The sequence below is a fragment of the Mesorhizobium sp. P2_E7 genome (assembly GCF_056403855.1).
In genome coordinates this window covers 51,960-78,383 of sequence record NZ_JBFUER010000008.1, presented here as the reverse complement: position 1 = coordinate 78,383, position 26,424 = coordinate 51,960, and the positions used below count along the sequence as shown (strand labels likewise).

Annotated in this window: 22 protein-coding genes; 14 read left to right on the top strand and 8 right to left on the bottom strand. The window is 64.6% G+C overall.

Features of this window, described 5'->3' with window-relative positions; all coding sequences use genetic code 11:
- The first annotated feature begins 165 nt into the window (after positions 1 to 165).
- From argE to AC1DYC_RS27950, 6 genes are all read left to right on the top strand, one after another.
- Entirely contained in the window at positions 166 to 1,290 is a 1,125-nt protein-coding gene (gene argE / locus AC1DYC_RS27975) for an acetylornithine deacetylase (RefSeq protein WP_477410934.1), read from the top strand.
- Between the two features lie 12 nt (positions 1,291 to 1,302).
- On the top strand, positions 1,303 to 2,226 hold the full coding sequence (locus tag AC1DYC_RS27970) for a 2-hydroxyacid dehydrogenase (RefSeq protein WP_477410933.1): 924 nt from the start codon (positions 1,303 to 1,305) through the stop codon (positions 2,224 to 2,226).
- Positions 2,227 to 2,249: 23 nt separating this feature from the next.
- Positions 2,250 to 2,603, top strand: coding sequence for a cupin domain-containing protein (locus AC1DYC_RS27965; RefSeq protein WP_477410932.1), 354 nt, complete (start codon positions 2,250 to 2,252; stop codon positions 2,601 to 2,603).
- A gap of 147 nt (positions 2,604 to 2,750) precedes the next feature.
- Positions 2,751 to 4,214, top strand: a complete 1,464-nt coding sequence (locus AC1DYC_RS27960; protein ID WP_477410931.1) for an aldehyde dehydrogenase family protein — start codon at positions 2,751 to 2,753, stop codon at positions 4,212 to 4,214.
- 10 nt (positions 4,215 to 4,224) lie between these two features.
- Complete coding sequence (locus AC1DYC_RS27955) at positions 4,225 to 5,268, top strand: tartrate dehydrogenase (protein ID WP_477410930.1); 1,044 nt, start codon at positions 4,225 to 4,227, stop codon at positions 5,266 to 5,268.
- A 17-nt stretch (positions 5,269 to 5,285) separates the two neighbouring features.
- The gene (locus AC1DYC_RS27950) at positions 5,286 to 6,743 is read left to right on the top strand and encodes an NAD-dependent succinate-semialdehyde dehydrogenase (protein ID WP_477410929.1); all 1,458 of its coding nucleotides are present in this window, start codon (positions 5,286 to 5,288) and stop codon (positions 6,741 to 6,743) included.
- A gap of 28 nt (positions 6,744 to 6,771) precedes the next feature.
- On the opposite strand, the gene AC1DYC_RS27945 is transcribed toward AC1DYC_RS27950, so the two are convergent.
- Positions 6,772 to 8,046, bottom strand: a complete 1,275-nt coding sequence (locus AC1DYC_RS27945) for an NAD(P)/FAD-dependent oxidoreductase (RefSeq protein ID WP_477410928.1) — start codon at positions 8,044 to 8,046, stop codon at positions 6,772 to 6,774.
- Between the two features lie 16 nt (positions 8,047 to 8,062).
- Positions 8,063 to 8,731 (bottom strand): haloacid dehalogenase type II, encoded by a 669-nt coding sequence (locus AC1DYC_RS27940; RefSeq protein ID WP_477410927.1) that lies wholly within the window; start codon positions 8,729 to 8,731, stop codon positions 8,063 to 8,065.
- Between the two features lie 319 nt (positions 8,732 to 9,050).
- On the opposite strand from AC1DYC_RS27940, the gene AC1DYC_RS27935 reads away from it, so the two are divergent.
- The 7 genes from AC1DYC_RS27935 to AC1DYC_RS27905 all read left to right on the top strand — a co-directional run bounded on the left by AC1DYC_RS27935 (position 9,051) and on the right by AC1DYC_RS27905 (position 17,451).
- The gene (locus AC1DYC_RS27935) at positions 9,051 to 9,890 is read left to right on the top strand and encodes a GNAT family N-acetyltransferase (protein WP_477410926.1); all 840 of its coding nucleotides are present in this window, start codon (positions 9,051 to 9,053) and stop codon (positions 9,888 to 9,890) included.
- Positions 9,891 to 9,904: 14 nt separating this feature from the next.
- Positions 9,905 to 11,278 (top strand): aminotransferase class III-fold pyridoxal phosphate-dependent enzyme, encoded by a 1,374-nt coding sequence (locus AC1DYC_RS27930; protein ID WP_477410925.1) that lies wholly within the window; start codon positions 9,905 to 9,907, stop codon positions 11,276 to 11,278.
- A 267-nt stretch (positions 11,279 to 11,545) separates the two neighbouring features.
- Positions 11,546 to 12,238 (top strand): HAD-IA family hydrolase, encoded by a 693-nt coding sequence (locus tag AC1DYC_RS27925; RefSeq protein WP_477411038.1) that lies wholly within the window; start codon positions 11,546 to 11,548, stop codon positions 12,236 to 12,238.
- Positions 12,239 to 12,302: 64 nt separating this feature from the next.
- Positions 12,303 to 13,913 (top strand): ABC transporter substrate-binding protein, encoded by a 1,611-nt coding sequence (locus AC1DYC_RS27920; RefSeq protein ID WP_477410924.1) that lies wholly within the window; start codon positions 12,303 to 12,305, stop codon positions 13,911 to 13,913.
- Positions 13,914 to 14,000: 87 nt separating this feature from the next.
- Positions 14,001 to 14,951, top strand: coding sequence for an ABC transporter permease (locus AC1DYC_RS27915; protein WP_477410923.1), 951 nt, complete (start codon positions 14,001 to 14,003; stop codon positions 14,949 to 14,951).
- Positions 14,948 to 15,799 carry an ABC transporter permease gene (locus AC1DYC_RS27910; RefSeq protein WP_477410922.1) on the top strand — a complete coding sequence of 284 codons (852 nt, stop codon included), beginning with the start codon at positions 14,948 to 14,950 and terminating at the stop codon, positions 15,797 to 15,799. Before AC1DYC_RS27915 ends, AC1DYC_RS27910 begins: the two co-directional genes overlap by 4 nt.
- Positions 15,796 to 17,451 (top strand): ABC transporter ATP-binding protein, encoded by a 1,656-nt coding sequence (locus tag AC1DYC_RS27905; protein WP_477410921.1) that lies wholly within the window; start codon positions 15,796 to 15,798, stop codon positions 17,449 to 17,451. Before AC1DYC_RS27910 ends, AC1DYC_RS27905 begins: the two co-directional genes overlap by 4 nt.
- 125 nt (positions 17,452 to 17,576) lie before the next feature.
- Here the strand turns inward: AC1DYC_RS27905 and AC1DYC_RS27900 are convergent, their stop codons facing one another.
- Positions 17,577 to 18,053 (bottom strand): Lrp/AsnC family transcriptional regulator, encoded by a 477-nt coding sequence (locus AC1DYC_RS27900; protein WP_477410920.1) that lies wholly within the window; start codon positions 18,051 to 18,053, stop codon positions 17,577 to 17,579.
- A gap of 224 nt (positions 18,054 to 18,277) precedes the next feature.
- Here AC1DYC_RS27900 and AC1DYC_RS27895 point away from each other — a divergent pair, with 224 nt between their 5' ends.
- The gene (locus AC1DYC_RS27895; protein ID WP_477410919.1) at positions 18,278 to 19,603 is read left to right on the top strand and encodes an NAD(P)/FAD-dependent oxidoreductase; all 1,326 of its coding nucleotides are present in this window, start codon (positions 18,278 to 18,280) and stop codon (positions 19,601 to 19,603) included.
- Between the two features lie 37 nt (positions 19,604 to 19,640).
- Here AC1DYC_RS27895 and AC1DYC_RS27890 read toward each other — a convergent pair whose 3' ends face one another.
- The 5 genes from AC1DYC_RS27890 to AC1DYC_RS27870 all read right to left on the bottom strand — a co-directional run bounded on the left by AC1DYC_RS27890 (position 19,641) and on the right by AC1DYC_RS27870 (position 26,369).
- The gene (locus AC1DYC_RS27890) at positions 19,641 to 21,008 is read right to left on the bottom strand and encodes an FAD-dependent oxidoreductase (RefSeq protein ID WP_477410918.1); all 1,368 of its coding nucleotides are present in this window, start codon (positions 21,006 to 21,008) and stop codon (positions 19,641 to 19,643) included.
- Entirely contained in the window at positions 21,005 to 21,307 is a 303-nt protein-coding gene (locus tag AC1DYC_RS27885) for a (2Fe-2S)-binding protein (protein WP_477410917.1), read from the bottom strand. Before AC1DYC_RS27885 ends, AC1DYC_RS27890 begins: the two co-directional genes overlap by 4 nt.
- Positions 21,304 to 23,289: a hydantoinase B/oxoprolinase family protein gene (locus AC1DYC_RS27880; RefSeq protein WP_477410916.1), complete on the bottom strand. Its 1,986-nt coding sequence runs from the start codon at positions 23,287 to 23,289 to the stop codon at positions 21,304 to 21,306. Before AC1DYC_RS27880 ends, AC1DYC_RS27885 begins: the two co-directional genes overlap by 4 nt.
- A gap of 4 nt (positions 23,290 to 23,293) precedes the next feature.
- Complete coding sequence (locus tag AC1DYC_RS27875; protein WP_477410915.1) at positions 23,294 to 25,372, bottom strand: hydantoinase/oxoprolinase family protein; 2,079 nt, start codon at positions 25,370 to 25,372, stop codon at positions 23,294 to 23,296.
- Between the two features lie 91 nt (positions 25,373 to 25,463).
- Positions 25,464 to 26,369, bottom strand: a complete 906-nt coding sequence (locus AC1DYC_RS27870; RefSeq protein ID WP_477410914.1) for a LysR substrate-binding domain-containing protein — start codon at positions 26,367 to 26,369, stop codon at positions 25,464 to 25,466.
- Positions 26,370 to 26,424 lie beyond the last annotated feature (55 nt).

Below are 26,424 nucleotides of genomic sequence, written 5' to 3'. Positions count from 1 at the left end.
ACCGGTACGATTTGCTCGAAAGCCGCGTGCGAACGCAAGATTCAACTGAAACACTTTCGCTTTCGGCACGCAATCGCGTCAGAACGCGCACATCCTTTCTGACAATGTTGCAAACATGGTCGACGGCACCGATCCCGGCGAACCCGATATGCTTTGAGGGCTGGAATGGACGTCTTTGACATCCTCGACCGTCTCGTCGCCTTTCCATCGGTCGCGGGCAAGCCGAACGGCGATATCGCCGGCTGGATCGAGACCCATCTCGCAGAACACGGAACTCGGGTCACCGTGCTGCCGGGGCCGGAAGGCGACCGTTCCAATCTTTTCGCGACGATCGGCCCCGCCGATGTCCCGGGCTACATCCTGTCAGGCCACATGGACGTCGTCCCCGCCGGCGAACCGCAGTGGAGCTCGGCCCCTTTTTCGCTGCGCCGGGAAGGCGAATGCCTCTATGGACGCGGCACCACCGACATGAAGGGATTTCTTGCCGCTGCGCTGGCGGCTGTGCCCATGCTGGCTGGACTGCGCCTCGCCAGACCGATCCATCTCGCCTTCTCCTACGATGAGGAAGTGGGATGCCGCGGGGTGCCGCATCTGATCGCCCGCCTCCCCGACCTTTGCGCAAAACCGCTCGGCGTCATCGTCGGCGAGCCGAGCGGCATGCGCGCCGTACGCGGCCACAAGGGCAAGGCCGCCGCCCGCGTAGCCATCAAAGGGCGCTCCGGCCATTCTTCACGGCCTGACCTCGGGCTCAACGCCATCCATGCGATGTCCGAAGCGCTGAGCGCGGCGGTGAGCGAAGCCGAGCGGCTGACGCACGGTCCGTTCAACTCCGCCTTCGAGCCGGCCTATTCTTCGCTGCAGGCCGGTGTGGTTGGGGGCGGACAGTCAGTCAACATCATACCCGACACCTGCACGCTGGACCTGGAGGCGCGCGCCATACCCGGGATCGACCCGGCCAGCCTGCTTGCGCCCGTCAGGGCAAGGGCAGAGGCCCTTGCGGCCGAAGGCTTTCGGGTCGAGTGGACGCCGATGAGTGCCTATCCGGCGCTATCGTTGCCGCAAGACGCGGCACTGGCGGGACTGCTGCGCGAGTTGACAGGCGAGGTGCCGCTCGCCGCCGTCAGCTACGGCACCGAAGCCGGGCTCTACCAGGCCGCCGGCTTCGATGCGATCATCTGCGGCCCTGGCGACATCGGTCGTGCTCACAAGCCGGACGAATACATTCTTGCCAGCGAACTCACTGCCTGCCAGCGGATGATCGAAGCGCTGGGCGCCCGCTGCGCGGCTTGAAGGGGAACCGGAATGACATTCCTGTTCAATTCCGACGCGCGGCGCGGGGCGGTCTTTGCCGACGCCTTCGCCAAGGAACTGCCGGACGTCCCCTTCACGATGGATGCCGCAACGGTCGATCCCGACGCCGTACGCTATCTCATTACCTGGACCGCGCCAGAAGACCTCGCGCGCTACAGGAACCTGGAGATCCTGTTTTCCCTTGGCGCCGGCGTGGACCAGTTCCGCCTCACCACTGTACCGGAACAGGTGAAGATCGTGCGTACGGTCGAGGACGGCATCGTGCGCATGATGCAGGAGTATGTGACGCTTGCCGTGCTCGCTTTGCATCGCAACCTGCCGGAATATCTGGCGCAGCAACGCGCCGGCGATTGGCACGATATCCCGCAGCTCCAGGCCGGGTCGCGCCGGCTCGGCATGCTTGGTCTTGGACAGCTCGGCCAGGCCGCTCTCGATCGCCTGAAGCCTTTCGGCTTCCCGCTCGCCGGATGGAGTCGCACGCCGCGGCAGATCGAGGGTGTGACCTGTCATCATGGCGAACTCGGGTTGAAGGAAATGCTCGCCGACAGCGACATACTGGTGTGCCTGCTGCCGCTGACCGAGGATACGCGCGGTTTCCTGAATGCCGACCTGTTTGCGAAGCTGCCCAAGGGCGCAGCGCTCGTCCATACGGGCCGGGGGCCGCAGCTCGACCATGAAGCCCTTCTCGCCGCGCTCAACCGCGGCCAACTTTCGGCGGCGATGATCGACGTCACCGATCCCGAACCGCTGCCGACGAGCCATCCGTTCTGGTCGCATCCGAAGATCATCCTGACCCCGCATATCGCCAGCGTCACCCAGCCCGCGACGGCCGCACGCGCTGTCATCGAAAACATCAGGCGCTACCACGCCGGGCTCGACCCCATCGGGCTCGTCGACCGTTCGCGCGGCTATTGAAACCCAACCTGAAAGGCCATCCCTTGTCCCTTCTCAAGACCGTCGACACCAGCCCTGCCTTCCCGCCGCGCGAATCCAAGGCGCTACCCGAACGGCTGATTGCCGGCGATCCCGCCTTCAAGACCTGGGCGCAGGATGCCGCCAAGAGCGACCTTGTCCATACCGGTGTCTGGGAGGCGACGCCCGGGGAGACACGCTCGATCAAGGGCGAGACTTTCGAGTTCTGCCACATCCTCACCGGCGTGATTGAAATCACGCCCGATGGCGGCGAGGCGGTGACCTACCGCGCCGGCGACAGCTTCGTGATGAAGCCCGGCTTCACCGGTGTCTGGAAGACCATCGAAACAGTGCGTAAAATCTATGTGACGGTAGGGTAATGGCGTCCGCGTGAGGCGTTGGCCCCGCAACAGATTTTGCCGTCCCTCATCGCCAGCACGCAACAATCATCCGCAACTGATCGCCGAACGGTGCATGCTGCGCCCCTGCTCGCGCTAGGCTCCTTCAGAATAGCTGAGAGTGGCGCCATGAGCCTGAGCTTCGATCCCGATACCATCCCCCTTCCCGTCGGCCACTTCATCGGCGGGGAACTGATCTCGGCCGAGGGTGGGATTGAAATGCGCCGCCCCTCGGACGGCAAGTCATATACCGCCTGCCCAGTGGCCGGAACAGACATCGTCGACCGTGCGGTGGAAAACGCCAAGGCGGCGCTGAAGACCAGCAACTGGGGCGGCGTCCGGCCACGCGAGCGCACCATGGCGCTCCAGGCCTGGGCCGACCTGATCGAGGCGGAAGCCGAAACGCTGGCCAGGATCGAGGCGCTGTGCTCGACGCGGCCCGTCGGCCAGCTCATCGCCGGCGACATTGCCATAACTGCCGAGCAGATCCGCTTCTTTGCCGAGTTTGCCGACAAGGAGGGCAGCGCGCTTGTGCCCACGGACGATGCCACCCTCGGCATGATCATGAGCGAGCCCTATGGCGTGGTCGGCGCGATCACGCCCTGGAACTTCCCTGTCTCGATGGCCGGGTGGAAGCTCGGCCCGGCACTGGCCGCGGGCAATGCGGTCGTGCTGAAGCCATCGGAAATGACGCCCTTCTCGGCTGTCTGCATCGCAGAGCTCGCGATCAGGGCGGGCCTGCCGGCGGGGCTCATAAACGTGGTGCTCGGCGACGGCCAGACAACCGGCACGGCGCTGACCGGTCATCCCGACATCGCCAAGGTCTCCTTCACCGGCTCGACCCGCGCCGGCTCGGCCATCATGGAGAACGTCGCCCGCACCGGCGTCAAGCCGATGACGCTGGAACTCGGCGGCAAGAGCCCGCAGATCGTCTTTGCCGATGCCGATCTCGACAAGGCAGCAATAGCGATCGCCGGCAGCGTCACCTTCAATGCCGGCCAGGCCTGCGTGGCCGGCACACGTCTGATCGTCGAGAAGAGTGTCGCCGACAGGCTGACGGCCGCCATCCTGGAGCAGATGAAGGCGGCCCGACCCGGCCCGACCTGGGACGAGACGACGCAGTATTCGCCCATCATCTCGGAACGGCAGCGGGCGCGCATCGACGGCATCGTGCGAGCCGCGGTCGAGGCCGGCGCCGAATGCCTGACCGGTGGCAATTTCATGGACAGCCCCGGCTATTTCTACGAGCCGACGCTGATCGCCAATGTCGATCAGGCCAATCCTGCAATCATCGAGGAAATCTTCGGCCCGGTCCTGACCGTGCAGACCTTCGAGACCGAGGAAGAGGCGCTGGCACTGGCCAGCCATCCGACTTACGGGCTGGCTTCCGGCCTGTTCACCACCGACCTCTCCCGCACCATCCGCTTCGCACGCAAGCTCGAAGCGGGCACCGTCTGGGTCAACCGCTACAGCCGCTCGCGCGACCATATCCTGCCAACCGGCGGCTACAAGCGCTCCGGCATCGGCAAGGACCTCGGCCGCGAGGCCTATCTCGCCAACCGCAGGACCAAAAGCGTCCTGATCAGCCTGTGAAGAGATGCCGATGAAGTCCTATTCGATCGCCCTGATCCCCGGTGACGGCATCGGCCGCGATGTCACCACCGCCGCCTGGACGGTGCTGGAGACGGCGGCCAGACACGCCGGCTTTGCCCTGACGGGTACGGAGTTCCCCTGGTCCTGCAAATTCTACAAGGAGACCGGTCGCATGATGCCGCAGGATGGCATCGAGACCTTGCGCGGCTTCGACGCCATCCTTCTCGGCGCGGTCGGCTGGCCGGCGGAGGTGCCGGATTCCGTCTCGCTGCACGGTCTGCTGCTGCCGATCCGCAAGGCGTTCGTGCAATATGCCAACATAAGGCCGCACCGCCTGCTGCCGGGGGTCACCGGACCGTTGCGTGCGGAAAACTTCGACATCCTCTGCATCCGCGAGAACACCGAGGGCGAATATTCGGGCGCCGGCGGGCGCGTCCATCAGGGCACGCTGGACGAAGTTGCCGTGGAGACCTCGATCTTCACCCGCGCCGGCGTCGAGCGCATCCTGCGCTTCGGCTTCGAGCAGGCGCGGTCGCGTCGACGCAAGCTGGCCTCGGTCACCAAGTCCAACGCGCAGAAATATTCGATGGTGTTCTGGGACGACATCACGCGAAAGCTGGCGGCGGATTATCCAGACGTCGACGTCACCAGCTATCATGTCGACGCGCTCGCTGCGCGCATGATCATGGCGCCGGAGAGCCTCGACGTGGTCGTCGCCTCCAACCTGTTCGGCGACATACTGACCGACATCGGCGCGGCGATCCAGGGCGGGCTCGGCTACGCTGCCTCCGCCAACATCAACCCCGACCGCTCGGCGCCGTCCATGTTCGAGCCGGTGCACGGCTCCGCGCCCGACATCGCCCATCTGGGCATCGCCAATCCGATCGCCACCATATGGTCCGGCGCCATGATGCTCGACCATCTCGGCGAAGCGGCCGCCGCCGGCCGGGTCATGCAAGCGGTCGAAGCGACAACCGCGCGCGGCATTGGAACCACGCCGGGCAAAGACAGAACGGAGGCCATCACGGCCGCCGTCGTCGCAGCCCTCTCCTGATTGCAAGGTCGTTTTCGATGAAAAACCTGAAAGACAAAAACCTCTTCCGCGAAGCCGGCCTGATCGGCGGCAAATGGGTCGCGGCCGCTTCCGGAAAGACGGTCGATGTCGTCGATCCGGCGACCCAAGCGGCCATCGGCACGGTGCCCGATATGGCCGGTCCGGAGACCCGGGCGGCCATCGAGGCAGCGGCGTCCGCATATGCTGGCTGGAAGAAGAAGACCAACGCCGAGCGCGCTGGCCTGCTGGAGGCCTGGCATGGCCTGATGCTCGCGCATCTGGACGATCTCGCCCTGATCCTGACGACCGAGCAGGGCAAGCCGCTGGACGAGGCCAAAGGCGAGATCCGCTACGGCGCGTCCTTCGTCAAATGGTTTGCCGAGGAGGCACGCCGCATCAATGGCCACACCATCCCCTCGCCGACGCCGGACCGGCGCATCATCGTGTTGAAGGAGCCGGTCGGGGTGTGCGGCATCATCACGCCGTGGAACTTCCCCAACGCAATGATCACCCGCAAGGTCGCGCCGGCGCTGGCCGCAGGCTGCACGGTGGTGATCAAGCCATCCGAGTTCACGCCCTATTCGGCGCTGGCACTCGGCGTGCTTGCCGAACGGGCGGGCATCCCCGCCGGCGTCATCAATATCGTCACCGGCATGCCGGCCGAAATCGGCAACGAGATCATGGCGAACGAGACCGTTCGCAAGATCTCCTTCACCGGCTCGACACGGGTCGGTTCGCTGCTGATGCGCGGTGCGGCCGACAGCGTGAAGCGGCTTAGCCTCGAACTCGGCGGCAACGCGCCCCTCATCGTCTTCGACGACGCCGATCTCGAGCTCGCCGTTGAGGGCGCGCTTGTCTCGAAATTCCGCAACGGCGGCCAGACCTGCGTCTGCGCCAACCGTATTCTTGTCCAGGCTGGGGTCTATGACGCGTTCGCTGCGAAGCTCACTGCTCGAGTCGACGCCATGACGGTGGGCCCCGGCACGCAGCCCGGCGTCGCCATCGGGCCGATGATCAACATGGCGGCGGTCGAGAAGATCAACCGCCATGTCGAGGACGCGCTCGCCAAGGGCGCTTCGATCATCACAACGAGGCCGGCATTGCCCGACGGTCCTCAGTATGTCGCGCCGCTGGTGCTAACCGGCGCCACAAAGGACATGCAGCTCGCCGCCGAGGAAACGTTCGGCCCGGTCGCGCCGCTTTTCCGGTTCGAGTCGGAAGAGGAGGCGATCGCACTGGCCAATGGCACGCCTTACGGGCTTGCTTCCTACTTCTACACCGAGAACCTGAAACGCGCCTGGCGCGTCGGCGAGGCGCTGGAGTTCGGCATGGTGGGGCTCAACACCGGCTCGGTCTCGATGGAAGTGACCCCCTTCGGCGGCGTCAAGCAGTCCGGCCTTGGACGTGAGGGCGCGCAGGCCGGCATCGAGGAATATCTCGAGATGAAGAGTTTTCATATGGGCGGGCTCAGCTAAGACTGAGGCCCGGCCCCGGCCGAAACGATCACTGAAGCCGATCGAGCGCCTTGTAATAGAGGCCGACCATCGGCAGGAACCAGGGCTTGCCGGAATAGCCTGGGATGGCAGGCCACTCGAACCCCTTCATCGGATTGCGATCCTCGCGGCCGAGCATGGCATCAGCCAGGATCATGCCGAGATGGGTGGAAAGCTGCGCGCCGTGGCCGGAATAGCCCATCGCGTACCAGACCCCATCATGATAGCCGGCCCGCGGAAAACGGTCCTTGGTCATATCGACCAGCCCACCCCAGCAATAGTCGATCTCGACCTTGGCGAGCTGCGGGAAGATCGCCGCGAGGCCCGCCTGCAATATCTGTCCGCTCCTGGCATCGGAGCGCTGGTCCGACGTCGCCGAAAAGCGCGCGCGGCCACCGAAGATCAGGCGCCGGTCCGGCGAAAGCCGGAAGTAGTTGCCGATATTCATCGAGGTTACGCATGTCCGGTTGCCGGGCATGGTCGCAGCGATCTCGGCGTCGCTCAACGGCCGCGTGGCGATGATGAAGCTGCCGACAGAAATGATCCTGCGGCGGAAATAGCTGAAATTAGGCGTGGTGTAGGCACCGGTGGCCACCAGCACATTGTCGGCGCTAATCCGACCGCGCGAGGTGGTGATCTCATGCTTGTTGCCGACCTGCTTCCGATCCGTCACCGTCGCGTTCTCGTAGATGACGGCGCCGTGGTCGGCGGCGGCCTTGGCGAGGCCGGCCACATAGCGGCCCATATGCATCATGGCGCTCTTCTTCGACAGCATCGCGCCATAGAAGGGCGAGCCGATCTCGGATCTGAGATCGTCCGCCGACAGCAGCGCCGTATCCGGGTCCACCTCGGCATGGAGCGCTTCGAAGTTGCGGGCGATTGATTCAAAATGCTGCGGCTTGGAGGCGAGCTTCAGCTTGCCGGCGCGGCGGAAATTGCAGTCGATGCCCTCTTCGGCAACCAGCGCCTCTATGGTGTCGACGGAGTCGTCGAGCGCGCGGTAGAGCGCGATCGCGCGTTCCTTGCCGAGCTCCGCCTTGGCAGAGAGGTAGCTGTGGGCGAGGCCGTTGTTCAGGTGCCCGCCATTGCGACCGGATGCGCCCCAGCCCACCCGCTCCGCCTCCAGCACCGCCACCTTCGCGCCGGCCTTCGCCAGTTGGCGCGCCGCGGCGAGACCAGTGAAGCCGCCACCGACGATGACGGCGTCATAGTGCCCCTCGACCGGGCCTGGCGCCCCGCCGGTAAAGACAGGGGCAGTGTCGTGCCAGTAGGAGACCAGTTTCATCGGCAATCCGCCTGTTTCAAAGCCCGACCACGCCCGGGAGACCGGAAATGTCCGGTATCTCGACATAGCCATAGTACGGGTTGGCCGGTTCGTGGCCGCGATTGACCCAGACCTTGTTCTTGATGCCGAGATCGTGTGCCGACATCAGGTCGTAGCGGAACGAGGACGAGCAGTGAAGAATATCTTCCGGGCCGCAGCCCAGCATGTCGAGCATGTATTCGAAGCCCTTGAACCGGGGCTTGTAGGCTTGCGCCTGCTCGGCCGTATAGACGGCATGGAACGGCGCGCCGAGCTTCTCGACATTGGACATGATCTGCGCGTTCATGGCGTTGGACAGGATGACCAGCGGAATTTCCTTGGCGACCTTCGCCAGGCCAGCCGGGACGTCTGAGTGAGGGCCCCAGGTCGGGACACGCTCATAGACCATCCTGGCGTCGTCTGGGCTGAAGGCGACCCCATTGCGCTTGCAGGCGCGCTCGAGCGCGTTGTGGACGACGTCGGCATAGGGCTTCCAGTCGCCCATGATCTCGTCGAGCCGATAGGCCGCGAAGTTCTTGATGAACTCCTGCATACGCGGTTCGTCGAGCCGGCTGCCGTAGAGGTCGCGCGCCGCTTCCGCCATCTGGAAATTGGTCAACGTGCCGTAGCAGTCGAAGGTGATGTATTTGGGCCTGAAAGAAGCCATGTCCGTCGATCTCCGGTGGAAGCACACAAGCGTTGCGATGCACTTCATCATAAGCCGGCATGCGACCAGCCACCTGACCGAAATGAGCCTCCCGAAAGCAGAAAGTTCCGTATCCGCCATCGGGTTTGGCATGCTGTAGCATCTTGGCGGCCAATCAGTGCGCCTTTCGCGATCTAAAGCGCACTCATCGCGGCCGGTGCCAGCACAAGATGCGGCGCACCCCTCGCGCTACGGCGAAAGATACCGCCGAAACCAACGCCTTCAGACGATCTGCGGCGCGCCGATAGTCGAGACTTGGCTTCAAACGGAAGGATGCCTCATGCAACAGGACGAGATCGAAATCCGGACCTTCGCACCGGACCATATCGAGGGCGCCGTAGCGCTCTCTCGTCAGGAGAACTGGCCGCATCGCCCGCAGGACTGGCAGATGGCGCTGCAGCTCTCAATCGGCGCGGTCGCGCTCGACAGCCACGGCCAGGTCACCGGGACCATCCTGGTTACGCCCTATGGCGCCGATTGCGCCATGATCAACATGGTGATCGTCGACAGGAATGTGCGAGGCAAGGGACTCGGACGCCGGCTCATGGAACAGGCATTCGCCCTTGCCGAGGACCGTCCGTTGCGGCTGGTAGCGACGACGGACGGCATGCCTCTCTATGAGAAACTGGGCTTCGTACCCTCTGGCACCGTTCTGCAGTATCAGGGCAAAGTCGCGGAGCTTGACGCGCCTGAAGGCGTGGAAGCAGCAAGTGCCGATGATCTGCCGACGATCAAGGCGATGGACCGCGAGGCCTATGGCGCGGACCGGGAAGCCTTGATCGATGCGCTGGCCGAGCGCGGCGAATTCGCGGTCATCCGCCGCAGCGTCGCCATCGAGGCCTATGCCGCGATCCGCCCGTTCGGACGCGGCGAGGTGATCGGCCCGGTCATCGCCGGAAACGTCGAGGACGCCAGGGCACTCATCAGTTTCTTCGCCACATCGCGCCCCGGCGCCTTCCTGCGTGTGGATACCGACAGCCGGACCGGCATCGCCGATTGGCTCGGGGAAATCGGCCTCGCCCATGTCGGCGGCGGCGTGACCATGGACCGTCCGTCCAGGAAGGACGCGGCACAGGCCCGGCCAAAAGTTTACGCCCTCGCCAACCAGGCGCTCGGTTAGTCCGGAGGACAACAATGCTCGCCAATTCCCTGATCGAACTCGACCGCGCCCATCTCATCCATCCGGTCTCTTCCTATCGTGGCCACGAGGCGCTTGGCGTGCGTGTGCTGAAATCGGCAAAGGGCGCGACTGTGACCGATGCGTCCGGCAAGCAACTCGTCGACGGTTTTGCGGGGCTATGGTGCGTCAACGCCGGCTATGGTCACGACAGTATCGTAGAGGCCGCAGCCCGACAGATGCGTGAGCTTCCCTATGCCACCGCTTATTTCGACCTCGGTTCCGAGCCGGCCATCCGGCTCGCTTCGGAATTGGCCGAGCGCGCCCCCGGGGACCTCAATCATGTCTATTTCACGTTAGGAGGTTCGGACGCGGTCGACAGCACCATCCGTTTCGTCCGCTACTACTGGAACGCCAGGGGCGAGCCGCAACGCGACCAGTTCATTTCGATCGAGCAGGGCTATCACGGGTCATCGGTGGTAGGCGCGGGCCTGACCGCGCTCCCCGCCTTTCACGCCGGTTTCGGCATCCCCTTCGAATGGCAGCACAAGATCCCTTCTCCCTATCCCTATCGGAACCCGGTGGGCGAAGACGGCAACGCGATCATCGCTGCATCGCTCGGCGCGCTGAAGGCCAAGATCGAGGCGATCGGACCGGAGCGGGTCGCTGCCTTCTATGCCGAGCCGATCCAGGGTTCGGGCGGTGTCATCGTCCCGCCGAAAGGCTGGATCAAGGCGATGCGCGAGCTCTGCAGGGAGTACGGCATCCTGTTCATCGCCGACGAGGTGATCACCGGTTTCGGCCGCACCGGACCCCTGTTCGCCTGCACGGAGGAGGACATCGTTCCCGATTTCATGACGACCGCCAAAGGGCTGACGTCGGGCTATGTGCCTATGGGCGCCGTATTCATGTCCGATCATGTCTATGGCGTCATCGCCGATGGCGCGGGCACTTCGGCGGTCGGCCATGGCTACACTTATTCCGCCCATCCCGTCAGCGCCGCTGTCGCACTCGAGGTGTTGAAGCTCTATGAAGGCGGGCTTCTGGAGAATGGCATCAAGGCCGGCGCCCGCCTGATGGCAGGACTGGCTGGCTTGAGCGACCACCCTCTCGTCGGCGATGTGCGCGGTCGCGGCATGCTTGCCGCGATCGAACTGGTGGTCGACAAGCAGAAGAAAACACCGCTTCCGGCGTCGGCCATGCCGGCACGGCGCGTCTTCGACAGGGCGTGGGACAATGGCCTCATCATCCGTGCCTTTGCCAACGGGGTTCTCGGCTATGCCCCCCCGCTCTGCTGCACCGACAGCGATATCGACGCGATCATCGAGCGCACGCGCCGGACGCTCGACCAGACGCTGGACGATCCCGACGTCCGCCAGGCCTTGGCATGAGGGGAGACGAATGCCGCGTGTTTCAAAATAGCGCCGGGGTAGACGATTTCGCAATTTTGTGCCGCCGCCTCACGCCTTTTCGGCGAATCCAGCGCGGGGGAAGTGCCAGACTGCAGTTAAGACAAGGCCAGAAAGCCCGGATCTCCGGGCCTTTGAAAAAGGCCGATGCCCCGGACAGCACGGAATTTTGTTCTGTTCAGCACATGCAATTCGGCCGCGCGCAGAGGAGAGCCAGTCTTGGCCAGGGGCTTTAGCGAATTCAAATACATGACCTTCGACGTCGTCGGCACGCTGATTGACTTCGAAGGTGGCATCACGACCTGCCTGGCCGGGATTGCCGCCGACGCTGGCGTTTCCGTCGATGGCGAAGCCGCGCTGGCCCTGTATCGGCAGGCCCGCTACATGCCCGATGCGGGCCTGTTCCCCGACGATCTCGTACGTGTCTACATGGTCATCGCGCCGCAACTCGGCCTGCCGGTCGAGGAGAAATATGGCGTGCGCCTACGCGACTCCGCCAGCGCCTGGCAAGGTTTCCCCGACAGCGCTGCGGCATTGGCCGAGCTTGCGAAATCGCACAAGCTGATTGCCATGACCAATGCCCGGCGTTGGGCGCTTGACCATTTCGAGAAGCAGCTCGGATCGCCCTTCTTCGCCACCTTCACCGCCGACGATACCGGAACGGAGAAACCGGATCCGGCGTTCTTCCAGAAGGTCTTCGATTTCGTCGCCTCCCGTGGTGACAGCAATGACGACATTCTGCACGTCGCGCAGAGCCAGTATCACGATATCGGCATATCGCGGGCGCTTGGCTTGACCAACTGCTGGATCGAACGCCGGCACGCCCAGAAGGGCTATGGCGGTACGATTGAGCCGGAGCGCTTCACCGCGCCGGACTACCACTTCACCTCAATGGCCGCATTGGCGGCGGCCGTGCGGGAAAGCCTGAAGGAACGAATCTGAGCCCAAGCCCGGAAAGCCGCGACAAGACGAGCATCCCGACCAAACAACCAGAAAGGGGAATACCATGACCGACAAGATCACGAACTGGACCAGCGCAGACGATGCCATGGTCGAAAACGCCATCCGCCGGGGCGCAAGCCGCCGCGAACTTCTCAAGATGCTGTTGGCCGGCGGCGCCGCGGTTGCCGCGGGCAGCCTGGTGCTCGGCCGCGCCACCAATGCCGTCGCCGCCGAGCCGGTTTCCGGCGGAACTTTCAAGGCCGCAGGCTGGTCGTCGTCGACCGCCGACACGCTCGATCCAGCAAAGGCATCGCTCTCCACCGACTATGTCCGCTGCTGCTCGCTCTACAACCGCTTGACCTTCCTCGACAAGGATGGCGTCACGCAGATGGAGCTGGCTGAAAGCTTCGACAGCAAGGACGCCAAGACCTGGACCGTGAAGCTGCGCAAGGGCGTCACCTTCCACGACGGCAAGGACCTCACCGCCGACGACGTGGTCTTTTCGCTCAAGCGCCATCTTGATCCGGCGGTCGGTTCCAAGGTCGCCAAGATCGCCGCGCAGATGACCGGCTTCAAGGCGGTCGACAAGTCGACCGTCGAAATCACGCTCGCCGACCCGAATGCCGACCTGCCGACCATCCTGGCGCTGCACCATTTCATGATCGTCCAGGACGCAACCACGGACTTCTCCAAGGGCAATGGCACCGGTGCCTTCGTGCTGCAAACGTTCGAACCGGGCGTGCGTTCGGTGGTCACCAAGAACAAGAACTACTGGAAGTCGGGCAAGCCCTATCTCGACTCCTTCGAGTTCATCGCCATCAGCGACGACAGCGCCCGCGTCAACGCCCTGCTTTCCGGCGACATCAATTTTGCGGCCTCGATCAATCCGCGTGCTATGAAGCTCATCGGCGGCCAGCAGGGCTTCGAGCTGTCGAAGACCACCTCGGGTAACTATACCGACCTCAACATCCGGCTCGACATGGATCCGGGCAGCAAGGCCGACTTCGTGGCCGGCATGAAGTATCTCGTCAACCGCGAGCAGATCGTCAAATCGGCATTGCGCGGCCTCGGCGAAATCGGCAACGACCAGCCCGTCTCGCCGGCGAATATCTTCCACAATCCCGACGTCAAGCCGAAGGCTTTCGACCCGGACAAGGCGAAGTTCCACTTCAACAAGGCGGGCCTGCTTGGCCAGTCCATCCCGGTGATCGCTTCCGACGCCGCGACCTCGTCGATCGACATGGCGGTGATCATCCAGGCCGCCGGCGCGGATATCGGCATGAAGCTCGATGTCCAGCGCGTCCCGGCCGACGGCTACTGGGACAATTACTGGCTGAAGGCGCCAATCCATTTCGGCAACATCAATCCGCGCCCGACGCCGGACATCCTGTTCTCGCTCCTCTACGCTTCCAACGCGCCGTGGAACGAAAGCCAGTACAAGTCCGAGAAGTTCGACAAGATGCTCATCGAGGCGCGCGGCTCGCTCGACCAGGCCAAGCGCAAGGAGATCTACGGCCAGATGCAGGCTATGGTCTCCGAGGAGGCCGGCACCATCATCCCGGCCTACATTTCCAACGTGGATGCCCTCTCCAGCAAGGTGAAGGGTTTGGAGGCGAACCCGCTCGGTGGCATGATGGGCTACGCAATGGCGGAACATCTCTGGCTCGAAGCCTAGGAGAAGCCTGCCGGGGCGCCGGTCGGCCGGCCCCCGGCACTGCATTGCGCAAGATTGCTTGGCCGAACAACCGCTGGGAGCGCTTCCATGACGTCTCGGGTTCTAAACCTGGTGCTGAAGCGGCTGGGGATTGCGGCCATCACGCTTCTGATCGTGCTGTTCGCCGTGTTTTTCGCCACCAGCATGCTGCCTGGTGACACCGCTTCTATCCTGCTCGGCCAGGCGGCGACTCCCGAGGCGGTCGCCGGCCTGCGCGAGGCCATGCATCTCAACGATCCGGCGATCCTGCGCTTCCTGCTCTGGCTTGTGGGACTGCTCCACGGCGACCTCGGCACCTCCTACGCCAATGAGATGCCGGTCGCGACACTGATCGGCGGGCGCCTGGTCAACACCATGAAACTCGCGGGCATCACCACGCTGCTCTCGGTGCCGCTGGCGCTGACGCTCGGCATCACCGCCGCGACGTTGCGTGGCTCCGTCTATGACCGCACCGTCACCATTCTTTCGATCGGCATCATCTCGGTGCCGGAATTCATGGTCGCGACCCTCGCGGTCCTGCTCTTCGCCGTTTATCTAAAATGGCTGCCGGCGCTGTCCTCGGTGAACGAGGCGCATACGCTGACCGACCTCGTGCGCATCTATGCAATGCCCGTGATCACGCTCACCTTCGTCATCTCCGCCCAGATGATCCGCATGACCCGCGCCGCGGTGATCGAAACGCTTTCGACGCCTTATGTCGAAATGGCGCTTCTGAAAGGTGCCTCGCGCAGCCGCATGGTCCTCAGGCACGCGCTTCCGAACGCTCTCGGGCCAATCGTCAACGCGGTCGCGCTCTCGCTGTCCTATCTGGTCGGCGGCGTCATCATCGTCGAGACGATCTTCAACTATCCCGGCATCGCCAAGCTGATGGTCGATGCGGTCGCGACCCGCGACCTGCCGCTGATCCAAAGCTGCGCGATGATCTTCTGCCTCGGTTATCTCTTCCTCATCACCGGCGCCGACATCGTCGCCATAATGTCCAACCCGAGGCTCAGATGATGATGGCGCGCGCGACAACCCTCCGACGGTCCTTCCTGGGCCACAGCTACAGCCTCGTCGGCGTCGTGGCCGGGCTGGTCATCCTGGCGTGGACGCTCGTCGCGATCTTGGCGCCCTACGTCATTCCTCATTCGATCGGCGACATCGTCGACGACGACTATTTCGGCCCGATGCGCCAGGGACTGTGGCTCGGCTCGGACTATCTGGGGCGCGATATGCTCTCGCGGGTTCTGATGGGCGCCCGCTACACCGTCGGCATATCGCTCGCCGCCGTTTGCATTGCCTGCGTTTCGGGCGTCGTGCTGGGGATGATCGCGGCCGTCACCGGTGGCTGGCTCGACACCTGCCTCAGCCGCTTCCTGGACGCCATGAACTCCATCCCCAGCAAGCTGTTCGGCCTTGTGGTCGTCGCCGCGGTCGGCTCGTCGATCCCGGTGCTGATACTGACGCTCGCCGTCATCTACATCCCCGGCGCCTACCGCTTCGCGCGGGCGCTCGCCGTCAACATCAACACCATGGACTTCATGACCGTCGCACGCGTCCGTGGCGAGAGCACCTTCTATCTCATCGGGTCCGAGATCCTACCCAACATCATCCGCCCGGTGCTTGCCGACTTCGGCCTGCGCTTCGTCTTCATCGTGCTGTTGCTCTCCGGCCTCTCCTTCCTGGGGCTCGGCCTGCAGCCGCCGCTCGCCGACTGGGGCGCACTGGTGCGCGAGAACATCGGCGCCCTGCCTTTTGCTGCCCCTGCCGTCATCGTGCCCTCGCTAGCGATCGCCAGCCTCACAATCAGCGTCAACCTGCTGATCGACAACCTGCCGCAGAAGATCAGGGACCGGGACGCATGACCAATCTCGTCGAGGTCAGGAACCTGAAGGTCGAGGCGAAGACCGACGCCGGACGGCTTGTCGAGATCATCAAGGGCGTCAGCTTCGACATCGCCGACGGCGAAATCGTTGCCCTGATCGGCGAGAGCGGCTCAGGCAAGACGACGGTAGCGCTCTCGCTCATGGGCTATGCGCGGCCCGGCTGCCGGATCGTCGGCGGCGAGATCAATGTCGACGGCAAGAACATGGCTGCCCTTTCCGAAAAGGAACGCGCCAGGCTACGCGGCACCGACATTGCCTATGTTCCGCAAAGTGCCGCCGCCTCGTTCAACCCCTCCTCCACGATCATGGAGCAGGTCATCGAGGTCACGCGCATCCACAAACTGATGCCACCCGAGCAGGCGCGCCAGCGCGCGGTCGAGCTGTTCCGGGCCTTGTCGCTGCCGGACCCGGAAGAGATCGGCGCGCGTTATCCGCATCAGGTTTCGGGCGGGCAATTGCAGCGGCTGGCGGCGGCCATGGCGCTCATCGGCGACCCCAAGCTGATGATCTTCGACGAGCCGACGACAGCACTCGACGTGACGACGCAGATCGACGTGCTGAAGGCATTCAAGTCGGTCATGCGGGCGGGCGGGATAGCTGGTGTCTATGTTTCCCACGACCTCGCGGTCGTCGCCCAGATTGCCGATCGCATCGTGGTGCTGAAAGGCGGCGAAGTGCAGGAGACCGGCACCACGGCGGCAATCCTTTCGGCCGCCCAGCACCCCTATACGCGCGAACTGCTGGCCGCCGTCGAACCGAAGCCGCGGCAAGCACATGCGGACGTGGATGCCGGGACCAAACAGCTGCTGCGCATCGACAATGTTACAGCCGGCTACGGCCCGGTGCGGGATGATGGACTGCCGCTTATCCGCGCGGTCGATTCCGTCAGCCTGATCGTCGAGAAAGGGCGCAATCTGGGCATCATCGGCGAATCCGGCTGCGGAAAATCGACGCTGGCACGCGTCATTGCAGGCATCCATCCGGCGGCGGCCGGCGATATCGTCTTCGACGGCAAGCAACTGGAGCGCGCCGCGGGGAAACGCAACCAGGACCAGCTGCGTGAGATGCAGATCGTATTCCAATATGCCGATACCGCGCTCAATCCGGCCAAACCGGTGGAGGACATCATCTCCCGCCCGCTGGCCTTCTATCACCGGCTCGACCGGCAGGCGCGCTCGAAGCGCGTCGATGAACTGCTCGACATGGTGCGCCTGCCCAAGACGCTGCGCTACCGTCATCCATCGGAGCTTTCGGGCGGCCAGAAGCAGCGGGTGAACTTCGCGCGCGCGCTGGCGGCCGACCCCAAGCTCATCATCTGCGACGAAATCACCTCGGCGCTCGACACGGTGGTGGCGGCGGCCGTCATCGAGCTGCTCAAGGAGCTGCAGCGCGAGTTGGGACTCTCCTACATCTTCATCAGCCACGACCTCTCCGTCGTCGAGGCCATCTGCGACGAGATCATGGTCATGTATAACGGCGAGCGGGTGGAGCAGATCACGCCCGACAAGCTCAAGGCGCCCACCCACCCCTATTCCAAGCTTCTGTTCTCCTCCGTGCCGAAGCTTGACCCGACCTGGCTCGACGGCCTCGTCCGCGACCCCGAACTCGTCAGCCAGTACGGGCACCGATAGAGCGGTTCACCGTTTCACGGAAAAGGCGAACCGCTCAATCTCTTTGTTTTTGACGCAATTCCAAAGGGAAAGCGCTGAGCGCTTTTCCCAGGAAAACCGTTTCACACTTCCTGGAATTGCTCGAACTACATCGGAAACAGGCTGGGCAGCGGCATGTGCGCCTTGACGATGGGAGACTTCAGCACCACGAAGCTGAAATACTTGTCGATGCCGATATCCATGTCGGTCAGTCGCTCCATGATCGTCTGATACTCACTAATGCCGGAGGTCACGAATTTCATCAAATAGTCGTAGCCGCCCGACACAAGATGGCATTCGATGACCTGCTCGATCTTCTCCACGACAGCGAGAAAGCGGGCGAAGTCAATCTGACGGTGGTTCTTCAGGGTGATTTCGGTGAACACGGTCAGCGTCTCGCCGAGCTTGCCGATATTGATCAGCGCGGAATAGCCTTCGATGTAGCCTTCCGACTGCAATTTCTTGACCCGCATCAGGCACGGGCTCGGCGACAGATGCACAAGATCAGCCAGTTCCACATTGGTGACGCGGCCGTTCTTCTGCAATTCGTGAAGAATTCTGATGTCGATCCGATCCAGTTTCACGGCCGTCTCCGAGGAACGCATGCCACAGCATAAAATGCTGCCATACCAACAACCATTGACACTACCACAGCCCGCCGGCCTGTCCATCCAAGCGGACACCGCTTTAAAACGCAGCGACTCGCGTTTTTAACCGAGCTGCCAGAATAAAATTCTGCCTCGGCCTCAACTGCAGCAGCGGCTGCCTGCGCAAAGCGCTAGATTGGAGCGTCGAAGCAGAGAAGACCATGCCCGCGCCGCTGCAGCAAATCGAGACATCTGTCGAACTGCCCCAGTCCGCGGACGCGGTGGTGATCGGCGGTGGCATCGTCGGTGTCTTCGCCGCCTACTATCTGGCAAGGCGCGGCATGCAGGTCGCGCTTGTCGAAAAGGGACGCATCGGCGCCGAGCAATCCAGCAGAAACTGGGGATGGTGCCGCCAGCAGAACCGCGATGCCCGCGAGCTGCCGATGGCGACGCGAAGCCTCGATCTTTGGGAGCGTTTTGCCGCGGAAGCCGGCGAGGATACCGGCTTCCGACGCTGCGGACTGCTCTATCTCAGCAATGACGAGGCGGAACTGGCCGGCTGGGCGCGCTGGCGTGACTTCGCCCGCACGGCCGGTGTCACCACGCATATGCTTGACAGCGCGGAGGCCAGTGGGCGAGGCCACGCCACGGGCCGGACCTGGAAGGGCGGCGTCTTCTCGCCAGCCGATGGCATCGCCGATCCATCGCAGGCTGCGCCCGCGGTCGCCCGCGCTATCCTCAAGCTCGGGAGCAGCGTGCACCAGAATTGCGCCGCGCGCGGCATCGAGACCGAGGGCGGGCGTCTGAGCGGCGTGATCACGGAAAACGGAACAATCCGCACGAAGCTGGCGGTCCTGGCCGGCGGCGCCTGGGCCTCCTCGTTTTGCCATCAGCTCGGTTTCCGCTTTCCGCAGGCATCGATCCGATCCTCCATCCTGTCCATCTCCCCCGGCGCGCAGGGCCTGCCGGATGCGCTGCACACGGCAAAAATCTCGGCCACGCGTCGCAGCGATGGTGGCTATACGATCGCCATAAGCGGACGTGGCCGTCTGGACGTCACGCCCCAGCAACTGCGTTTCTCCTCGCAATTTCTGCCGATGTTTCTGAAGCGCTGGCGCAGCCTCGGGCCCGGCGGGCTGCAAGGCATGCGTTCGGGCCACGAAACGCTGCGGCGCTGGCGGCTCGACCGGCCGACGCCGATGGAGCGGACGCGCATCCTCGACCCGGCTCCGGACCAGGCGACGATCCGCCTGACCCATGCCCGCGCGCTCGAGTTGCTGCCGGCACTGCGCCAGACCAGGATCAGCGCGGCCTGGGCCGGCTACGTCGACAGCACACCGGACGGCGTGCCCGCCATTGGCGAGATCCAGACCATTCCGGGTTTCTTCCTGGCTGCCGGGTTTTCGGGACACGGCTTTGGCATTGGACCCGGCGCCGGGCACCTCGTCGCCGATCTGGTGACCGGGTCGGAGCCGATGGTCGATGCGACATCCTACGATCCGGGGCGCTTCGATGGTTCGGCCTGGGGCAAGGTCGCCGATTTCTAGGATCTGATCCTCATCATGCGCGGCCTCCGCAATTGCATCAGCCGTTGCGCAGAAAGGCGCCGATAGGCCCCGGCCGGACAGGAGCCTGTCCGCGAAACCGGCCGACAGCATCGGGCGCGCAGCCGGCCTGCGCCGCGACGACTTCGACGGCAGCCAACTGACAATAGCGTCCCTGGCATCGCCCCATACCGGCGCGAGACAGCGACTTCACCCTGTTGGCCTCGCCGCCACCGACACCCGCGCCCTCGCGTACAGCTCCGGCATTCACGTTTTCGCAACGGCAGACGACGGCGTCGTCGGGGAGTGCCCGCACCATCGCCGCCGGCCAAGGAAAGGCGCAAGCCAGACCACGGGCAAAGCGCCCGAGCCGCGCGAGCTTGCGCAGATCGGCGCCGGCGGCGGGCGCCGGAAATCCGAGATCGGCAAGGCATGCCGCCGCCGCAAGACTCCCAGCGACCTCCGCGCCGTCCGCTCCCAGAAGACGAACCCCATCGCCCGCCAGATAGACGCCGTTGCCGGCGCGACCCATCCGGTCGGTCTTTGGCAGCCATTGCCGCCACTGCTCGTCATAGGTGAAGTCGCATCCCGCGAGGTCGGCCAGATGGGTCTCCGCCCGCAGGTGCCAGCCCATGCCGATCATGTCGCATGCAGTGAGACGCGGCCTTCCGCCGGCGTCGCGCCAGTGCATCGCTGTGACACCCGTCCCGTCGGCCTCGATCCGCTCGAGCGCAACGCCCGCATGGTAGCGGCCGCCGAGCCTCGCCCGCAGGGCCAGACCGCGCAGCGCGACAACCGGCCGGGCGGCCAGTCCCCAAAACCCCCGCATCTGCTGTCGCCAGGAGGAGGTGTCCAGCACCGCCGCCACATCCGCTCCAGCCTTGACGAGTTGCGCGCCGACCAGCGTCAGCAAAGGCCCCGATCCAATCAGCACGATCCGCCGCCCGAGGACCACACCCTGCGCCTTGAGCGCGATCTGCGCCGCGCCAAGGCTGTAGACGCCGGCGCTCTGCCAGCCCGGGACCGGAGCGACGCGGTCGGATGCACCGGTCGCAAGGATCAGGCGGTCATGGAAGATCACCTGCACGCCGCCCTCCCTCAGCACGTGCAGCCGACCCTCATGCACTGCGATGACCGAGCTCGCAGCACAATGGGTGAGCCGCCCCTCCTCGGCCAGCCGGTCGAACAGCGAATGCAGCGCTCGCGCCTTCGCCGCCTCCGACCCGTAGAGTTGCTCCGGTGTGCGGGTGAACCCGGCGGGCGGGCGGCGATAGATCTGCCCACCCGCGCAATGCCCTTCGTCGATCACCACCGGGTGGAGCCCAGCCTCGACCAGCGTAGCTGCCGCCCTTATGCCGGCGGGGCCGGCGCCCACGATCACGACCCGCGGCGATGAGGTCTCGCTCACGGCCAGCTCTCCGGTGGCGTCGTGTGCAACCGCATGCCTTCCGTGATAAGCGACGAGCACGCCCGCAGGCGCGGTCCCTCGTCCTGCCAAACCCAGCAATCCTGGCAGGCTCCCATCAGGCAGAACCCGGCTCGCAACTCGGGTCCGAACTCAGATCTTCGCAAGGCGTGTCCTGATGCCAGCATGGCGGTCAGCACGGTGTCGCCTGCCAGTGCACCATGCATCTGCCCGTCGAGAAAGAAATGCAGCTGCGCCCGGTCACGCTCGGCCAGCCGAACGATGCGGCCGCCCGTGATCATTCCGCGGCCTCTTGCATTTGTTGAGGACGAGGCAATTCGGGGAACCGTTCGCAGACCGAATCGAACGCCTCCTGGACTCCCTCCGGCCCCGAGCGCCCCTTCATGCGACGGAAGATCTCCGTCTTGGCGAAGAACCGCCAATGGATCGGCAGGTCCCTTAGTATGGCGGTGAGCCGGTCATAGGCCGCCGGAGTCCACTGCGCTTCGTAGCCTTCGCGCTCCGGACCGAAATGGAAATGGCCGGCGGACGGCTTGTGCCCCGCGCGCAGCCTCGCGGTCGCCTGCTCGTCGACCTCGCCATCGCGAATGACGACGCCATAGTCGCGCTCGGCCGCAGCCAGCGAGACATAGCCGCGCCGCACATCCTGCGCGACCCGCCAGGGCTCGCGTTGATGCGGATCACCGCGCCCCCCGCCTCCGGCGGAGCGGATATCGAGCACGTCGCCAGGCTGCAGGACGGCGGTGTCGATGTTGCCCAGTCGCCGCTCGTGCCCGGTCCCCGGATTGACGACCATGTCCGACAGGCCGGCCGCCTTGCCGCCCAACACGCCCCAGGGACGAAAGAAGCTGCGGTCGCGGTTGCGCGCCGTGATCCTGGAATCGGGGGCGAAGACGCGGAACGCCATCTCGGTCGCCAGCCCGCCGCGCCACCGGCCCGCGCCGCCGCTGTCCCTGGCGAGCCCGTATTTCACGAATTCGACCGGGATCTCGGTCTCGGTGATCTCGATCGGCGTGTTCTTGAGATAGGCGGCATCGGCGCCCGATCCGTTGGTCCCGTCGCGATGCGGCATCGCGCCGCCGCCCCCCACCACGGGGTTCACCGCCGCGATGACGGTCCGGCTGGTGCGCTCGTCCGTGGTCATGACGTTGACGATGCAGTTGTTGCCGGCAGGTGCCGCGGGCAGGCGCTCCGGCACCGCTTGCGAAAAGGCGCCGAAAATGACCGACCGCAACCGGGCGCAGGTGAGCGAGCGCATGCCCACGGCAGCGGGGAATACCGGATTCAGCACCGAACCCTTGGGTGCGATACAGGTAAACGGCCGGGTGAGGCCCGTATTGAGCAGGATCTTCGGATTGAGCGTGTACAGCACGTAATAGACGCCCACCAGCAGCATGGTGTGTCGCGGGTCGCCGCCTGAAGGTACGTTGAGCGAGGAGCCGAGTTGCGGATCGGAGCCGGTGAAGTCGAGCACCGCCTCGTCACCCTCGATCGTCAGCGTCAGCTTCAGCCTGCAGGGATTGGCCTCGACCGAATCCTCGTCGGCATAATCTGCGAACTGCCATGTGCCGTCGGGCATGGCGCGCAGCACGTCACGCGCCTGCGCCTCCGCATGGTCGAGAAGCGCGGAAACGCCCTCGATGAAGCCGGCCTTGCCGAACTTCTTCACCATCGCCTGGATCTTGCGCTCGCCGGTGTTGAGCGCGCCGACCAGCGCCTTGATGTCGCCGATGTTGAGGTCGGGCTTGCGCACATTGGTGCTCATGATCCGCAGGATCGTTTCATCGAAGACGCCCTCGTTCACCAGCTTCATGGGCGGAAAGCGGATGCCTTCCTGATGGATTTCGGTCAGCGCCCGGCTGAGCGAAGCCGGCACCGCGCCACCCATGTCGGTGTTATGGATGTGCCCTCCGGTCCAGGCGACGATCTCGCCGTCGACGAAGACCGGCTTCCACAGATGCGTGTCGGGCGCGTGCGTGGCGACGTGGCCGGAATAGGGATCGTTGGTGAACGCAACGTCGCCCGGCCTGTAGTCGTCGACCATCGCGATCGCGCGGTGATATGAAAGCCCCGGATACCAGGTGGCGCCGAGTTCCATCGGCACGGCGAAGGTCGCGCCTGAACGGTCCATCAGCATCACCGTAAAATCCTGCGTCTCCTTGACGAAGGCGGAGTGCGCGGTGCGGTGCAGCGTATGGGCCATGTTCTCGGCCGCCGCGCGGGCGTGGTTCGCCAGAACCTGAAGGTTTGTCCGGTCAAACATGGCTTTACTCCGGGAAGGTCAGCAAAAGGTTGAGGTGACGGTCGACCCTTGCCTGCGCTCCCGCGGGAATAGCGAAGGTGGTGTCTTCCTGCACGACCACGGCAGGACCGTGGAACGTGCTGCCGGATGCGAGGGCCTGCCGCTCGTAGAGGTCGACGGTCTCGACGCTCAGGCCGGTGTAGACCGGGGGCCGACGCGCTGGGATGGCCGAGCCGCCGATCTCGTCGATCTCCGGGAAGGAGAGCTTCGGCCCCGCGCCTACGGCGGATAGCCGGACATTCACAAGTTCTATCTCGCCGTCCGGGTCGTGGAAATCGTAGAGCTGCTGATGGGTGAGGTGGAAGGCCTGTGCGATGGCGGCCGCATTCCCGTCCGTCAGCCATTCCGGCTGAAGGGCGACCTCGATCTCATAACTTTGTCCGACATAGCGCATGTCGCAGGAGAGGTTGAGCTCCGCCTCCCCGTCATGACCTTGCTCCGCAAGCCAGTCGCGCCCCTCTTGCGCAAGGGTCTCGAAAGTCTCGCGAATTCCGGGGAGCGACGTGCCCGACAGGGGGCTGAAGATGGTGCGAATGAAGTCTCCGCGCAGATCAGCCACCAGCCCGCCCAGCGCCGACACCACGCCAGGGCGGCGGGGCGCAATGACGCGCCTCATCCCGAGTTCGCGGGCAAGGAAGGCGCCGAGCATGGGGCCGCCGCCGCCGAAGGGCATCAGCGTGAAATCGCGCAAGTCGACGCCGGCGCGCGAGGCGAGTTTCTCGACCTCGACGAACATTTCCGACACCGCGATGTCGAGGATCGCCTGCGCGGTCTGCTCGATCGGGCGGCCGAGCCGGGCGGCAAGGTCGCCGACCGCGCTAAGCGCCAGTCCGGTATCGATCCTGAGCTGGCCGTATGCCATCTCGCTGTGGCCAAGCCATCCGCACGCCACCATGGCGTCCGTCACCGTCGCCCGCTCGCCACCGCGGCCGTAGCATGCCGGTCCTGGCGTCGAACCTGCCGACTCCGGCCCGACGCGCAACACCCCTTGCGCGTCGACACTGGCGATCGAGCCGCCGCCGACGCCGATCGAGCTCACCGACACGGAAGGGATATGCAGTGGAAATTCGCCGATCAGTTCGCCGGTTCCGAATTGCGCCTCGCCGCCGATGATCAGCGCGAAGTCGGCCGATGTCCCGCCAATGTCGAGAGTAAGAATCTTGTCTTCGCCTGCCTGGCGCGCCAGCCACGAGGCGCCGATGACGCCAGAGGCCGTTCCCGACAAGAGCATGTTCACGCAGGCACGCTTGCCTTCGGCAGCGTTCATCAGCCCACCGTTCGACTTCGTCAGCATCGGGCGGGCCGGCACGCCGCGGTCCTTTAGCCGCTCTTCCAGCGCCGTCAGGTAGCCCGAGACGCGCGGATGGACATAGCCGTTGAGAATGGCGGTCGAGCTGCGCTCGTATTCGCGGATGACCGGCCACACCTCAGCCGAGGAGAAGACGAAGAGGTCTGGCGCGAGACGCGCGATCGTCGCCTTGACGGCGGCCTCCTGCGCGGCATTGCGCCATGAATGGAGGAAGGAGACGATGATCCCCTGCGCCCCATTCGTTTTCGCCGCCGCCACCGCCCTGGCCACCGCCGCCATGTCCGGTGCCTTGGATTCGCTTCCATCGGCACGCATGCGAACCGGAATGCCGAACACCATGTCGCGAGAGATCAGCGGGTCCGGGCGCGAGCAGAACAGTGAATACATGTCCGGCATTCGCAGCCGTGCGAGTTCGATCACGTCCTCGAAGCCCGCATTGGTGAACAGCGCCAGCGGCGCGCCCTTGCGCTGGATGATCGTGTTGATGCCGACGGTGGTGCCGTGCACGAAGCGCGTCATGAGCGTAGGATCAAAACCTTCGCGTTCGGCCAGAAGGGTGAGGCCGGTCATCAGCTCGGCACCTGGATCTTCCGGCGTCGTCAGCACTTTCAGCGAGGCGACCCGACCGGAACGGGCTTCGAGCGCGCAGAAATCGATGAATGTCCCGCCAATATCGACGCCGACCTTCCAGTCGGCCCCGTTTTGCGCTGCATCCGCCGCGATGGCACTGTCCATGATGCGTCCCTTCCTGTCTGCCACACGCAAAACTGGCATGACCGGCTGGTGCGGGTCCAAGACGTATGATGAGCAAAGACATAAGTCTTGCTTATGCGTTCGCGCGATGCTCATCCAGGACGGCGGAACAGGCGGCGCGGATTTCGTCGCGCATCATCTCATCGGCCCGCGAAAGAGCCCGTGTGCGCGAGGTCAGCAGAGCGATCGGAAATTCCGGCCCCGCGGCGAGCGGCCTGACGGCAAGCCCGGCAAACTGGTGCCACGGCAACAGCGCATCGACCAGCGCGATGCCCAAGCCAGCCTGGACGAAGCCGACGGCGGAGATGGATACGTCGATCTCGAGCGACGGCGAAAGCACCACGCCCTGTGCGCGGGCCGCATGGGCCAGTTCGTCGGCGGGACGGGTGTTGCCACGATAGGATATCAACTCCTCGCCGGCGAGATCGGCGAGCGTCAGCTCGGTTTTCCCGACCAAAGCATGCCCTGCGGGCAGCAGGCATGAGAAGCCGACGCTGCCGATCACTTCCGCCTCGACATCGGGAGGCAGGCGGTCGTCCATGGCCACGCCGAGGCTGGCATCACCAGCGCGCAGCATGTCGATGATGGCGGAGATCGGCGCGCTATGAGCACGCAACATTATGTTGGGATGCTGGACCCGGAATTCGGTGAACGCACGCGGCAAGATAGCCATGGCCGGCGGCGGTGAAGCCGCGACCCGCACCAGCCCGGTCCGGCCCAGGCGCAGGTCGGTGGTCTTGCGGCGCAGGCCCTCCAGCCCCGCAGACAGCCTCTCGGCATCAGGGAAGATCTCGAGCGCCTCCGGGGTCGGTCGTAACCGACCCTTCACCCGCTCGAACAGGGTGAAGCCGAGTTCGTCTTCGGTGTGGAGCAGGATCTGGCTGAGCGCGGGCTGGGAGATGTTCAGCATCCGCGCCGCAGCGGTCACGGTACCCGCGCGCATGACGGCGATGAACACTTCGAGCTGCCGGGCCCGCATAGCCACTCCATAGGTAAAGCTTATGGCTTCTGTCCAAACCCATCTTTGACGCAAT